The sequence below is a fragment of the Shewanella sp. SM29 genome (genome assembly GCF_025654245.1).
GTDB lineage: Bacteria > Pseudomonadota > Gammaproteobacteria > Enterobacterales > Shewanellaceae > Shewanella > Shewanella oncorhynchi.
In genome coordinates this window covers 37,066-51,475 of the sequence record NZ_JAKKRN010000037.1, presented here as the reverse complement: position 1 = coordinate 51,475, position 14,410 = coordinate 37,066, and the positions used below count along the sequence as shown (strand labels likewise).

12 protein-coding genes and 1 pseudogene are annotated in these 14,410 nt (G+C 46.7%); 2 read left to right on the top strand and 11 right to left on the bottom strand.

The features are described from left to right. Positions 1-234: pseudogene (locus L5L77_RS19500) on the top strand (IS4 family transposase); the annotation flags it as partial. 90 nt (positions 235-324) lie between these two features. Here the strand turns inward: L5L77_RS19500 and putA are convergent. The 4 genes from putA to L5L77_RS19480 form a co-directional block, all read right to left on the bottom strand. After that, positions 325-3,519, bottom strand: coding sequence for a bifunctional proline dehydrogenase/L-glutamate gamma-semialdehyde dehydrogenase PutA (gene putA, locus L5L77_RS19495; RefSeq protein WP_263142682.1), 3,195 nt, complete (start codon positions 3,517-3,519; stop codon positions 325-327). A gap of 257 nt (positions 3,520-3,776) precedes the next feature. After that, complete coding sequence (locus L5L77_RS19490) at positions 3,777-4,328, bottom strand: TIGR04211 family SH3 domain-containing protein (protein ID WP_263223348.1); 552 nt, start codon at positions 4,326-4,328, stop codon at positions 3,777-3,779. Positions 4,329-4,552: 224 nt separating this feature from the next. Next, a complete protein-coding gene (locus L5L77_RS19485; protein WP_113939029.1) occupies positions 4,553-5,842 on the bottom strand; it encodes an inorganic phosphate transporter in 1,290 nt (429 codons plus the stop codon). A 26-nt stretch (positions 5,843-5,868) separates the two neighbouring features. Beyond that, the gene (locus L5L77_RS19480) at positions 5,869-6,549 is read right to left on the bottom strand and encodes a TIGR00153 family protein (protein WP_105251552.1); all 681 of its coding nucleotides are present in this window, start codon (positions 6,547-6,549) and stop codon (positions 5,869-5,871) included. A 231-nt stretch (positions 6,550-6,780) separates the two neighbouring features. On the opposite strand from L5L77_RS19480, the gene L5L77_RS19475 reads away from it, so the two are divergent. Next, entirely contained in the window at positions 6,781-8,277 is a 1,497-nt protein-coding gene (locus L5L77_RS19475) for an inorganic triphosphatase (RefSeq protein ID WP_263175832.1), read from the top strand. 83 nt (positions 8,278-8,360) lie between these two features. Here L5L77_RS19475 and L5L77_RS19470 read toward each other — a convergent pair whose 3' ends face one another. The 7 genes from L5L77_RS19470 to L5L77_RS19440 form a co-directional block, all read right to left on the bottom strand. Beyond that, entirely contained in the window at positions 8,361-9,185 is an 825-nt protein-coding gene (locus tag L5L77_RS19470; RefSeq protein ID WP_105253058.1) for an ion transporter, read from the bottom strand. Positions 9,186-9,340: 155 nt separating this feature from the next. Further along, positions 9,341-9,670 carry a hypothetical protein gene (locus L5L77_RS19465; RefSeq protein WP_028761837.1) on the bottom strand — a complete coding sequence of 110 codons (330 nt, stop codon included), beginning with the start codon at positions 9,668-9,670 and terminating at the stop codon, positions 9,341-9,343. 101 nt (positions 9,671-9,771) lie between these two features. Next, entirely contained in the window at positions 9,772-10,425 is a 654-nt protein-coding gene (locus L5L77_RS19460; protein ID WP_263183026.1) for a DUF4178 domain-containing protein, read from the bottom strand. Positions 10,426-10,588: 163 nt separating this feature from the next. Further along, positions 10,589-11,278, bottom strand: coding sequence for a PspA/IM30 family protein (locus L5L77_RS19455; protein WP_028761835.1), 690 nt, complete (start codon positions 11,276-11,278; stop codon positions 10,589-10,591). Positions 11,279-11,289: 11 nt separating this feature from the next. Next, a complete protein-coding gene (locus tag L5L77_RS19450) occupies positions 11,290-11,703 on the bottom strand; it encodes a YjfI family protein (RefSeq protein ID WP_105251554.1) in 414 nt (137 codons plus the stop codon). 78 nt (positions 11,704-11,781) lie between these two features. Beyond that, positions 11,782-13,506 carry a polyamine aminopropyltransferase gene (locus tag L5L77_RS19445; RefSeq protein WP_263185856.1) on the bottom strand — a complete coding sequence of 575 codons (1,725 nt, stop codon included), beginning with the start codon at positions 13,504-13,506 and terminating at the stop codon, positions 11,782-11,784. A gap of 4 nt (positions 13,507-13,510) precedes the next feature. Then, positions 13,511-14,410, bottom strand: a complete 900-nt coding sequence (locus L5L77_RS19440) for a DUF350 domain-containing protein (RefSeq protein ID WP_113939026.1) — start codon at positions 14,408-14,410, stop codon at positions 13,511-13,513.

Sequence of the window (14,410 nt, the reverse complement as noted above, 5' to 3'; positions counted from 1 at the left end):
TCGGTCCATCCCAATCAACTGAGTTTTCGGGATGCGGCGAGTTATATCATCTTCAAGTTGACACAACTGTCATCACAAACACCGGGGAATGTCCCGAGAGACGTATTGGATATAGAACGAAATGCACGGCAATTTAAGCTGGATGGTAAACGGGAAAGGGCATATCCACGAGTTCTTAAAATGAGCAAAAACAAGTTCCCGGTTAGACCAAAGAAAAATGCCGTTCACTCTTAAGTGAACGGCATTAAGACTCAGTCTGGCTTTTTTATTGTTATCGCGATGGCTAAAGATGCATCGCGATATTCTAAAGCAAGTTCAGTGTACTTATTCTTCGCTATCACCGAGTGACAGTAGGGTCGCATTACCACCAATAGCTGTGATGTTGTTGGTGCGAGTCTTTTCAGTCACAAAACGGGTTAAGTAGTGTGGGCCACCGGCTTTAGGACCTGTGCCTGACAGACCTTGACCGCCGAAAGGCTGTACGCCCACCACAGCACCGATTTGGTTACGGTTAATGTAGACGTTACCCACGTTCACTTTGTCGGCAACTTCCAAGGCATGGCCTTCGTTACGGCTATGGATACCTAAGGTTAAGCCAAAGCCCGTGCTGTTGATTTCATCGATCACTTTGCCAAGATCTGCCGCTTTATAACGGATCACATGCAGGATTGGGCCAAAGTGTTCTTTCTCAAGCACTTTAATTGAATCGATTTCAACGGCGGTTGGCGACACAAAGTGACCATTCTCAGTACCAGCGGGCAGTGGCATTTGCTTGATAAGCTTACCGACTTGCTTGATATGGTCGATGTGGGCATCTAAGTTAGCTTTGGCGGTGGCGTCAATCACTGGGCCTACGTCGGTTTTGATTGAACTTGGGTTGCCAATCACCAATTCATCCATGGCGCCTTGCAGGACTTCGATCACGCGATCGGCGATGTCTTCTTGGAGGAAGAGCACGCGCAGTGCGGAGCAGCGTTGGCCTGCGCTGGTGAATGACGATGAAACCACATCGTTAACCACTTGCTCAGGTTGCGAGGTTGAGTCCACTACCATGGCATTTTGACCGCCAGTTTCGGCAATCAACGGAATAATCGCGCCATCACGGTTGGCCAGTGTACGGTTAATCAGTTTTGCTGTGCCAGTTGAACCGGTAAAGCATACGCCGCCGATACGTTCATCGGCCGTAATTGCGCTACCCACAGTCGCACCCGTACCGGGTAGGAATTGCAGAACCTCAACAGGAATACCTGCTTGGTGAGCAAGTTGTACTGCACGATAACCAATAATCGAGGTTTGCTCCGCAGGTTTCGCGATAACAGTGTTACCCGCCGCTAATGCCGCAGAGACTTGACCGAGGAAGATGGCCAATGGGAAGTTCCATGGGCTGATACACACGAATACGCCGCGGCCTTGGAGGAACAGTTCGTTCAGCTCTCCCGTTGGGCCAGGAAGCAGTTCAGGCTTCGCCATCATTTTCTTAGCTTGTACAGCGTAGTAACGACAGAAATCAACGGCTTCACGTACTTCGTCGATACCGTCTTGAATGCTCTTGCCTGCTTCACGGGTACACAGGGCGATCAATTCTTCGCGGTTTTCTTCTAATAAATCGGCCAATTTTTGTAGTGCAGATGCACGGGTTTCCACTGGTGTGCGTGCCCAAGAGGCAAATGCTGCTTCAGCAGACGCGACGGCTGCTTCGATTGCAGCTTTGTCGGCGAAGGCGACTTGACCTACGGTTTGGGTAGTGTCGTATGGGCTAACAACCGTTTTATGTTCGCCAGTTAAGGTTTTACCGTTAACCAGAGGGCCCGCTTGCCATTGGGTATTTTTAAACTGTTCTAGTGCCGCGAAAAATGGCTCAGATTCGGAAATGATGTTCATATTGAGTCCCTTGGAATTTTTGCGATCGCTACCGAAAATATCGGCAGGTAAAACGATTCTGTTGTTAGCCAGGGTTTTGTAACCCGTCAGTGTTGTTAGCGGATGTACCACTAATGACTCGATGGGGGTTTTAGGATCCACCAGTTTGTGGACGAACGAAGTATTCGCGCCGTTTTCCAGCAGGCGACGAACTAAGTAGGGCAGTAGATCTTTATGGGCACCGATGGGGGCATAAATACGTACCGCTTTAGCACCGGCTTCAGCCAGAATCGTGTCGTACAGCTCTTGTCCCATGCCGTGTAAGCGTTGGAACTCATGGTTACGATCGCCCGCCATATCGGAAATTGCCGCCACGGTTTGCGCATTGTGGCTAGCAAATTGTGGGTAGATAGCGCCGCGAGTCGCATCCGATAACAAGTAACGGGCGCAGGCGAGGTAAGAAACGTCAGTACCGGCTTTGCGAGTGTAGAGTGGATAAGCGGCTTCGCCAGCTTGTTGCGCCCACTTAAGTTCGCTATCCCAATAGGCGCCTTTAACTAAGCGAACTGGGATTTCATCCCCTTGATCTTTCGCTAGACGCGTTAACCAAACCAGTACGGGCAGGGCACGCTTAGAGTAGGCTTGTACTACTATGCCGAGTAATCCCCAGCCTTTAGTTGCTTCAGCATTAAACAGTTTTTGGAACAGTTTTAGTGATAACTCGAGGCGATCGACTTCTTCAGCATCGATAGATATACCGATATTTAAACCACGTGCCAGCTTAATCAGGCGAATCACTGTGTCGTACAGTTCAGTCAAGACGCGGTCTTCATTGGCCACTTCGTAACGTGGGTGCAATGCCGATAGCTTGATGGAGATTGTTGGGCGCGGTGATTCATTTTCGTTATAGCTTTGAGCACCGAGCTCAGTGATCGCATTGGCGTAATCGGTATAGTATTTCTCGGCATCTTTGCGAGTTAACGCCGCTTCGCCCAGCATGTCGTAGGAATGGGTATAACCTAACTTACGTTTGTCTTCGCTGTTTTTCAGGGCTTCTTTCATGTTGCGACCCAGCACGAACTGCTTACCCATGATCTTCATTGCTGCCATCATGGCTTGACGGATCACAGGCTCACCCAGACGATTCACTAAGCGGCTCAGCAAGTTGCTTGGGGTACCATCGAGTTTTTTATCGAGTTTAACGATTTTACCTGTGAGCATTAAGCCCCAGGTCGATGCGTTAACCAGTACTGAGTCACTCTTGCTCATGTGCTCATCCCACTTAGCGCCTGAAAGCTTATCTTCAATCAGCGCATCGGCAGTGGCCGCATCGGGAATTCGCAGTAAAGCTTCGGCTAAACACATCAGGATAATGCCTTCCTGTGTTTCTAAGCTGTACTGTTGCAGGAAGGCATCTATGCCGACCATCAAACCTTTTTTATCGAATTGACGAACCTTATTGACCAGTTCGTGGGCACGACGAGTGACGCGCTCTATGGCTTCATCACTTGAGGGAACTAGTTTGATCAGCTCTGACAAGTATTGTTCTTCATCGACAATGTAGTTGTCGCTGACTGCTTTGAACAGTTCGTCGAGATTGGCAGAATCGTAGCGGCCTGCCAGCACTTCACTCGCTTTGAACATAGTTATCGCTTCCATCTTGGCCGTTATTGGGGCGCTATTGTTGAAACAAATTGGGAGGCGCCAAACGCATTTGATATTTTGTATACAATATGAAGGTTTGCGCGCGCAGATTATACAACCAAAATGTGACGGACAACACTATAGCGTGAAAGATTGTGAAGTTTGCTTGATTAGCTTGTTAATAAGTCGATGTAACGCTTGATTGACAAAAAAGCCAGTGTTTGAAAACACTGGCTTTTGGAAGGTAAATTAAGACTTTTTGTGTGTCAGACTCACATCCAACGTTTTTTATTACGACGTTGTGGTCTAGGTAAATACACTAAAATAATGCCTAGGATTAAGCCCATGCCTGCGATTAATCCACCTTGGCGCCAAAGTTCAAAACGCTCGTCTTGAGCTGTGCGATCTACCGCATTTTTCAGTTGATCACGTTCTTGAGTCGTTTTAGCTAGGTTGGTTTCTAACTCGCTTAGTTTAGCCTTTAATTCGAGCAGTTCGCCGGCATGATTATCTGTTGAACTTGATACTTCTGCTAACTTAGCTTTGGCCTGTGCGAGTTCAGTTGTTAACGCAGGGACTTGCTCACGGAAACTTTGAGTCGAACTGATCAAGTTGGTTTGTACCCAACCTTCACGGTCTTTATGGTCGATTATTTTGGAGTAATCACCTTGAGTTTCGTTGAGCAGTGTCACAGGTTGACCCGCTTCAATTGATCCAACAATTCGAAACTCAGTACCAGGGCCACCTAAAAGATACAGAAACACGTTATCCGAGATGTAGCGGGATTGGCCTTCGGCCAGCAGGTTGGAAGACAGCAAGATCATTCCTACCAGAGTCAGGAGTCTAAACACTTTTGTATTCTCATCAACGAAATAGTCTGCACATGCTAGGGATTTGAGGCCTGTAATGCAAGAGGGAAGTCATAGACTTCCCTCAACTTTACGGCATCCATGCTATGACCATTCCAATTTAATTCAATCTTTCCTACGACCTTCTAGTCCTAGGCGCTAATACTGCTTAATGTCAGCAACACATTTAGCGAGACTTCTTAATTAAAAATACCTTTAATCATATAGAAGAAGATGATTGATAGGCCAGCACCTGCTGGTAAGGTCACAACCCAAGATACGACTATATTACGTACCACACCAATGTTAATCGCTGCGATACCACGGGCCATACCTACACCTAATACCGCACCCACTAAGGTTTGTGTGGTAGAAATAGGTAAACCAGTGCTAGAAGCAATAACTACAGTCGTTGCCGCGGCTAATTCTGCCGCAAAACCACGACTTGGCGTCAAGTGAGTGATGTTTTTTCCGATAGTTTGCATAACGCGCTGACCAAAAATCGCCAGACCCATCACAATACCTACGGCACCCAAAGGTAAAATCCACCAGACTAGAGGTGATTTCGCTGCAATCTCACCACCGCTATTGACGACAGAAACAACCGCCGCTAATGGACCAATCGCATTTGCTACATCGTTTGAACCATGGGCAAAAGCCATACAACAAGCAGTCAAAACCATCAGGATCGCAAACACTTTTTCAACGTTTTTGAACTGGGTTTGACGATCTGCTTTATCACTCATTTGTAAGCGTGAAATGGCGATTTTACCTAAGATACCAACTACAGCAGCAATAGCACCTGCGAGTAGGTAAGACTCGGTAACTGAGAAATGCAGACCAACATGGGATAAGCCTTTCATAATCGTCATTAATGACATGATGAAACCAGCAAATGCCATATAGAAAGGTACGAAACGCTTAGCATTACTCAATGGATCGTCAGTGTTGAAAATGAGTTTTTGAGTGCTTTGGAAGAGGATGAATGCCATAAAGCCCGAAATAGCGGGGGTTACGATCCAAGAGCCTACAATCCCGCCTACTTTATCCCATGAGACTGAATCTGCACCAACACCCACGGCGGCGAAGCCAATAATGGCACCGACGATGGAGTGAGTCGTTGATACTGGCCAGCCAAGAGCCGATGCGACGACAAGCCAAATACCTGCTGCCAACAATGATCCTATCATGCCGTAAACCAGCAATTCAGGAGTTGCAGTGAAATAGCTAGAATCAATAATACCGCTACGAATTGTATTGGTAACTTCGCCCCCAGCTAAAAATGCACCGGAAAACTCAAAGATCATTGCGATAATAATCGCTTGTTTAATTGTAATTGCGTTTGAACCTACAGAGGTTCCCATCGCATTGGCGACGTCATTCGCCCCAATACCCCATGCCATGAGAAAACCAAATGCAGCCGCAATGGCAATAAGCCACGGGCCATTGGTGACTAAGACGTTAGCCACCTCAATACCTGCATCAACCATATTGATACCTTGATAACCTTAATTTGTTAAACGCGAGCCAGCATAAGCTCAAGACGCGAACCGACGCGTTCGGCAAGATCTGCAAGACCACCGACCCATTCAATCGTTTTGTAGAGGAACATCACATCGACAGGATTCAATTCAGATTCCATAGCGAATAACTGACGGCGTAACTGAATTTGTAGATCGTCAGTATCTTCTTCGATGATATCGAGTTCGTTGATCATTTTTGCCACTAAGTCGACTTCACGGCCACGGAAACCTGTTTCTAACAGATCTTCGAGTTCATTAATGACTTGTTTTGCTAGTGCTACCGCATCGATACAGCGTTGTAGATAAGCAATAAATGGGACTTGCATGACCTGAGGGATTAACAGCTGACGGCCGATAACACGACCGGAAATATCTTTGGCTTTGTTGGCTATCTTGTCTTGTTGAGTTAAAAGTTCCAATAAATCTGTACGTTCTACTGGCATAAATAAACCGCTTGGCAGAGTCAGACGGATTTCACGCTTCAGTGAATCTGCTTGCTTCTCGGCTAAACTAATTTGCTTACGTAATTGAACTGCACTGTCCCAGTTACCTGTGATAGTGGCTTCGAAAAAGGGGACGAGTAACGATGCGCAATCGTGTACTTTGTCCATGTGCTCTTGAAGAGGCTTAATTGGCGATTTTGCAAACACGCCCAAAATAGAGTTTACTGGCATTGCCGTTTACCTATTTAGATTGTTCCATTATTGGAAAAAGCGGGCGCATGTTAACCTATGCGTCCGCGTATTGAAACTGTGTTTTTTCAGAAAAAACGACAGGTTTATTCTAACGGGTTATATACCAACTGCAAAACCAAATCCTACGGGATTTTTATGACACATTTGTGACATTATGAACTAAAGATGACGCATCGATGAATATTTGATGACAAAGTGAGCGGTTACGCAATGAATGCTGAGATTGAATTAAAACTGTTTTTCCTGCCGATATATCAAGAATCCCTGATAAATAAGTTAGATAGTCTCGATAATGCCGTACCTCAAGGTCAACGTCGTTTGGCGAATGGTTACTTCGACACCCCTGACTTGCAATTACGTCAGTGGGACATGGGATTGCGGGTGCGCGGTTACGATGCGCACCGAGAGCAGACCATAAAAACCGCAGGACAAGTCGTGGGCGGCATTCATTCGCGGCCCGAATACAATGTGACTATCCAATCCGATAGCCCAGACTTAAGTCTATTTCCTACCAGCATTTGGCCCGTTGATGCCGATTTAGCGGCAACTCAAGCTCAGTTAACTTGTATATTTCACACCGATTTTCATCGTCGCGCTTGGCATGTTCAGATTGATAACAGCGTGGTCGAAGTGGCGTTAGACATAGGTGAAATCACCGCCAATGGCCAGCAAGAAGCCCTGTGTGAGCTCGAGTTTGAACTCCTCAGTGGCGGTACTGAGGCGCTACTTAAGCTGGCGATGCAAGTGGCGAGCGTGGTGCCCGTGCGTTTAGGTAAGGCCAGTAAAGCGCAGCGGGGCTATCGATTGGCGGGCAAGGCTAAGCCGCTCGATTTAAAAGCATTGGAATTTCTGCCACTGGCCGAGTCACACGATTCTTCTTCACAGGATTTAAGTGCAAACTGCCAAATCCTGCTTGAAACCGCCCTTGAGCGCTGGCAATTATTAGAGAGCATGATTGCAGAGGAAAGCGACCCTGAAGCCTGTGTTGCACTATGGTGGCGGATGCGCGCCTGTATTCGTTTGCTGCGCATGACCTTAAATCAGTTCGAATTATTGAATGTGACACTGTCTAGCCAATTTATGCTGATTGAAAAGCAGCTCGATTTTATTGAGCAGGCACAGGCGTTGACCGCTTTGCTTGGTAGCCAAAGAGGCTTATTTGCTAAACTTGGCCAACATGCCCAAGTTAAGGCGCGACTTCTGGCGCAACTGACAGAGATTAATCTGACGGAACGCTTACTCTCCCTATGGCAACAGACCGAATATGGTCAATTACAGCTGGCTATTGTTGAACTGTTGCTAAAGATCAGTGCTGGTGAAGTGGACATCACCCATCAGCCTGGTTTACGCCAGCATGCCGATCGTGCTCAGCAAGCTTCTTGGGTGGCGATAATTGAGGTCATGCCACTCAATAGCGTCATGACAGCGGCGAATTATCTACAAGTGGCCACAGTGTTGGATGCGAGCATTCTTGTGGGTCATGCCTACGGCAGTTTATATGAGGCGAAATCACGGGACGCATTTCGTGCACCTTGGCAAGATCTCGCGCTTGGGATTAAAACTTTAGCTTGTTATCGCGCCTTACAGGATGCGAGTCGGGAGTTAGATATCAATTTAGCTGAGTGGCTGGAAGACAAGCAGCAGAGTTTGTTGTTTGCTATGGAATCGACACGCCGTAACGCGATGCAACAGCAGGTCTACTGGTAGTATTACTTTTTATCGCTGATAAACGGAAAAGGCTCAATCTAAAATAGATTGAGCCTTTTCATTAGTCCGTTTTCGCAACAAAGTCAGCTATTTTTTGTTTCGATAGCCTGCTTAAGTTCCGCAATTTGAGCCAGCATTTGCGCTTGATTTTGTTCTATTTTTTGTTGGTTCTCTTCCATTCTCGCTAAGGCTAATTCAAGCTCTGATTTGATTTCGGCTTTATGCGCATCTTGGCGTTCTTGGCGTTCAGATTCATCTGGCGCGACAAATACCGATGCCATATAACCTGAAATCACCCCAAAAAAACTCACACCGCTGACAATGACCACGCCACCTATGATGTGGCCTGCTGTGCTTACAGGATAATAATCGCCGTAGCCGACGGTAGAGATAGTGACTAATGCCCACCAAATCGCTTGCTCAGCGGTCTGGATATTGGCGCCTTCGGTGCCGCTTTCGACGATGAGCATAATGACGGAAGCTAATGTTAGAATCGTCACCATAGCAACCAGTAAACTGGCTAAGGTGGCTTGTTTACGTTGTTTTACCAGTGGGAGCAGCAGTGAGCGACTCATGCGGATCAGGCGTATTACCCGTAGGATTTGAAAAAGCCGTGCCATACGTAGGGCTTCAATCGCCGGAATACTGGCAATAAAATCAATCCAATGGTGTTTAATGAAAAAGCGTTTATCGCGAGCACGGATCAACCCAACAAAGAAGTTGATCATAAAAATCATGCAAATACTGGTATCGACAAAGAAGAGCAAGCGGTAGGTTTCGCTATCTAGGCGGCCGAAGGTCATGACAAGTACTATGATCACCGACAGCAAGGACAATAGCATCATCGCCATTTCGAATGGAGAAGGAGTGCCAAGGGTGCGAAGCGACCATGGGGTTTTATCTGTCATGCCAAACATGATCCCTGTTAAGTGCGGCGAATATCACTACTAAAGTAAAAGACTTTAGGCTGTGAGTAAATTGACTGAGTTAATAAAAGGGCTATATATCGATTAATCGCGCCAGCCAATGGTAAGAAGGGTTGGCGCTTGAGATCTGCGTTGCTTTAGGTTTCATCAACAAAGTGGACTAAATCGTCGAGTACACGGCGTTTAATTTCTAGCTGTGAATCGGCACTTAAACCATATTTCTCTGCCAGTTGCACATAGTCATCTGCATTGAGTGACACGGTAAGGCGCGGACGCGTTGGCCGTTTCGATACGCTAAGACCTAAAATAGTGCGAATTTGATCAGAAGGGCTAACGCCTGCATCTAACGCGGCTTTACGAATAGAGTATTGAAATTTTTCATCGAGATCGAAGGCAACCTGTGTCGCCTTAGCGGCTTGTTGGTTCTTTAACCATTGCTCGGGCAGAGGGTGTTTGGTTTTACTCATGGCGTATTACCTATTGCTATCAACCGTTTCTAGCGCTTATCTGTGAGATTGTATTGGGATTATTGATAAAGTGCGAGCACGCACTTTATCTTATTTTTGTGTTATTTCGCCGGCCAGTATTCCCGAATATCCGTTAGCGGGCGATATAGGGTCAAGACGACATCTGTATCACCCCCTTCGTAGACTTCCACTTCGACGGCGCAGCTTTCATTGTCATCAAGTAATAAATAGTACTCAAAGGGCTCACCTGTGGCGCCATTGGCATCCTGTGGCGGCTTTTGGCCACGATAATCCTGACGATGGAAATAGCCAAAAGCGGCAAAAGTCACTTGGTGGTATTGTTTTCCAAGCCATTGTTCAAGTTGTTCAGCTAAGTCGGCCGGTAATACTTGCGTAGTTAACTCGGCATGACCCGGTTCCTCGAACATGGCGCTGAATTGCTCGAGATTGAATAATTGCTCCACTTGGGCGCGGGAAACCTTCATCGAAAAGGCGAGATAGGTTTCGTCGTCTTCTTCAATGCTCAAAAAGAGAGTATCGCTACCATGTCCCTTGAGTAACCACTCGGAGTGTTGTTTACGTTCCGACTCGTAAGTATGTACGGCTTCGACTCTTAATTGTTGACCACGGAGTTGTGGTGGCAGGGCAAAACTATCATCAATTGAGATCATGTCGCCGACATTGAGCTGGGACGGGTGATTGAGCTCGCGCTGTGGCGGGGCTTTCTTACCAAAAATACTATTGAAAAATCCCATAGTGACTCCTGCTGACTATGCTCGCGTGCGGCCTCATATTGATTGGCTGCGGATATTCACGGGCAATAGTGATCATTTTTATTTAATGAGGATGAAACAAAAAATGCCGAGGTCAGTAGGGGGTGATGATCCCACTGAGACTCGGCATTCGGTCAATCATTGCTTAGCTTTTACGTGCTTTGATTCGATCTAGCACTGCATTTGCGTTTGACTTTTGCTCACCAATACCCGCTTCGGCTAGTTTGGCTTGCAACGACTTATCACTGTTTTCATCGGCTAAGGTTTCAGCCGCTTTTAAACGGTCGTCAAATTGTTGCTGACGTGCCTTGATACGTTCTAGTGAATCTTTAGCGTTCAGCAGCTTAGAGTTGCTAGACGCGAACGAGTCAGTAATGGTTGCCGTCGCTTTTTGCACGCTTTCAGTGGTTTTAACCATGCTCAACTGACGTTGATAATCAGACAGTTGGCGTTCGGTTTTCTTCACTAAGTCTTTCAAGCGTGCAGCATGGGCGCTAAAGCTGTCGTTGGCGCTTTGTTGTTCAGACAACTCTTGGTCTAACTGAGCAATCTTTTCAGCAATTTCAATCGCTAATGCTTCATTGCCTTTGTCTAATGCTTGAGTCGCATAACCTTCGTGTTCTGCAATCGAACGTTTCAGACGGTCGATTTCACGGCTGGCTTGCATTTCTTTTGCCATGACATCGGTCAGTTCACGTTTAGCATTGGTTAAATGCTTTTCTGCATCACGGATTTCCTGTTCGAAAATACGGGTTGAGTTTGCGTCAACGATGCTTTGGCCAACTTCGGTGGCACCACCGCGAAACGCTGTTAAAATTTTATTCAGAATGCCCATTTTGTGGCTCCTTATTTCAGATAGTCGACCAATTCATCAATAACTTCTAAACAGTTATCAGATAAAACTGCTAATTCTTGCTCGATTTCGAGCATGCTAGATTGTAGTGATAGCGCACCGTAAACCACGTATTTGTCATCAATTTTTGCAAAAGCTGACAAGGGCATTGGAATGTTGAGCTCTAGCATGGTTTCAAACATTTCACTGCGACGTTCTTGATTTACTTCGTTCTCGCCCCACAGGTAGCTGATGCAAAGTACTTGGTTGTCCGTTACCGATACAAATACCGGGATTTCTTCACGGCCGACCACATTCACTTGCAACACTTCGACTTCACCATCGATTGGATAACAATCAAATTGAAAGCCAGTTTGGCTGTTGTTGCCAAGACTGTTGAGGTGATTGGCAATGGTATGGATATTCATATTTGTCCTTATTGACATATTATGTCTGTGTTCAAAGATAGCACCGAGACATAATATGTCAAGTACTATCTCATCCTATTAAAAAAGATCCAGTCCTTGATTCTCGGACCAATCTTGCAAATGGTAGTGATACAGCTGCAATGAACCCAATTCATTGGGTTTTATGTTGGCGGCATCTTGATAAAAATTGGCTGGAAACTCAAAGGCGCCATCCACTAAACCTAAAGTGAGCCAGTCATCTTTGATGGGCAATTCAGTTAACTTCGCTAATCTGTGTTGTGCATCGAGTCCGCCTAAGGTTGCAATACTCCAGCCCCATTCGCCAAAACTGGGCACATTATGATGGTACTGCTTGACGTCAAATCCCGCCAATGCCAAGGTTTTTGCTACCGAAATAAAGGCCTTAGGGGCATGGTAAGGCGATGTCGACTGTACAGTCAGAGCGCCATCACTGCTCATAAGTTCCTTTAATTTACGGTAGAAATAGTCCGAATACAGCTTATTAAGATCGGGATGGCTCGGATCGGGCAAGTCTACGATAATCGCATCGTATTTCACGCCTGTGGCAATCAGTTTATCGACACCATTAAATGCATCGTCGTTGATCACTGTGACACGGGGATCGTTCAGTGCATTGCCATTGAGCGCCAACATAGCGCGACTGAGACTATCGGGCATATCTGTATCGGGCGATTTAAATAATTGCACTAGGCCCACATCGAGATCGAGCAGCGTGACTTGTTCAGGCTCCCAGCGCAGTACTTGTTTGAGACCGAGTCCATCACCGCCGCCAATGATCAGCACTTTGTTGTGACGGGCACTGGCCGCGAGCGTAGGATGAACGAGAAACGTATGGTAGATGTGCTCGTCTATGCTAGAAAATTGTAAGCGACCATTGATGTATAAAGCATAAACGGGCGGCAGACCGTTACCGCGCAACCGCTCGGTGAAGGTCAGCTGTTGGAAACGTGTCGCCTTGGCGTAAACCACTTTGTCTTTATAGAGCAAATTATTGAATTCTTGCTCCCAGCGTGGGCCGTGGATTGCTAATATGAGTAAGACGCCAGTCACGATAAAATGCCCACTCAAAAGCAGTTTAGCGCGGCGGATTTTAGGCCAGAATCGCCAGATAAACACAAAACCTGCCAATAGATTGAAACTGGCGGTTAAGGCGGCGGCGAGTTGGATATCGATGGCGAGCATAAAGCCAACCCAAATGGCGGCACCTATGCCTGCGCCTATGTAATCAGCTCCGTAAATGGTGCCCGCGTTATGCAGTAAATGCTCGTCGGAAAGGGATTGGCGAACCCTAGCAATCAGCGGGATTTCCATACCAATCATCAGGCCCAATAACACACCCCACACATAGGGTAAGTATTCGCTGAGTTTTTGCAGCGAGCTTATCATGCCACCTTCGGGCAGTTGATCTGGCGGTAAACCTAAGGTATTAGCAATGATTAATGGCAGTTGTTGACCAAAACCAATCACCGCTGCTGTGATTAAAATGGCGAGTGAGCCACAGAGTGCAACTGTAAGTTCTAAAATCACAAAACCGGTAAAGGCATCACGGATCTTACGCGCGGCGAAGGCACCTAGCCCCATGGAGACAATCATTAAGCCTATCATGGTGTAAATGGCGGCTTCTAATGCGCCTAAAATGCGGCCCGCATAGTGGGATAAAAGATATTCGTAGATCAGGCCGCAACCTGCTAATACGGCCATAATGCCCAATAAGAGAACATCATCGAACCAACCTAGGCGGCTAGGTTTAGCCGCCGAGGGAGTTAAGCTAATTTCTTGCATTCGATTAAGCCATCAGTGCCGTAAGAATAAGTGCGATAGCGATACTGATCGCCATTTCTACTGCGGCGATACCGATATTATGTTGTCTTTCCACTTCATCGGCTAAATCGATACGGGCCAATACCAGTTTCTTCACGACGAACAGCAGTAAGGATAGCGCGATCAGCATAATGACTGAGAACACTAACCAACCGATCACGTTAGTCACATAAGCCGTTGGATTATAAATAATAAAGTGACTAGCGGCATTGAAGCTCAGTGCCATAGCAATCATGTAACCCGCATGGCGTAGCGCTAACGCTGTATGACCTTGGGCTAAGGCTTGCTGCATAGACGAGTCTTGGTTGCGGCTTGCGAAACGGTTTTCACGCCAGCGCGTGAGTAGCACTAACATCAACTGCGAAATCGCAAAGGCGCTGAAGATGGCAATGAAGGTATCGACCGTTAAATCTTCTGCCCACAGCAAGACGGAGCGAATGATAATGGCGGTAGCAATAGCAACGCTAGCATCGACAATAGCGACGGACACATTACCTTTGATGATTTGCTCGTTTTTATCAAACTCATTTAGCGCTATTTTATCGTGGAGAAAACGGCCGAGTTTAATCAGTACTAAACCGAATAAACCATAGCAGCTCATGCCAATCGCTTCGGTAAGATAAGAGTGTGCCGCAGCGCCTGTGATAGCGCCTGTAAGCACTATGCCTAGGGCGGCAACTGCGCCAGCGGTACTTATGCCAAAGGCAAAGTTATCCCGCTCTGCAAGCTCCTTACTGCTATTGACCTTTACACTCCAACCTTGCAAATAACGCATTAGCGTTAGCAAAATCACGGCTATGGTGAGATCGATAGCCAGAATGATGGCTAGCTCTGGTGTGATACCGAAATCCTGAAATAATGTCAT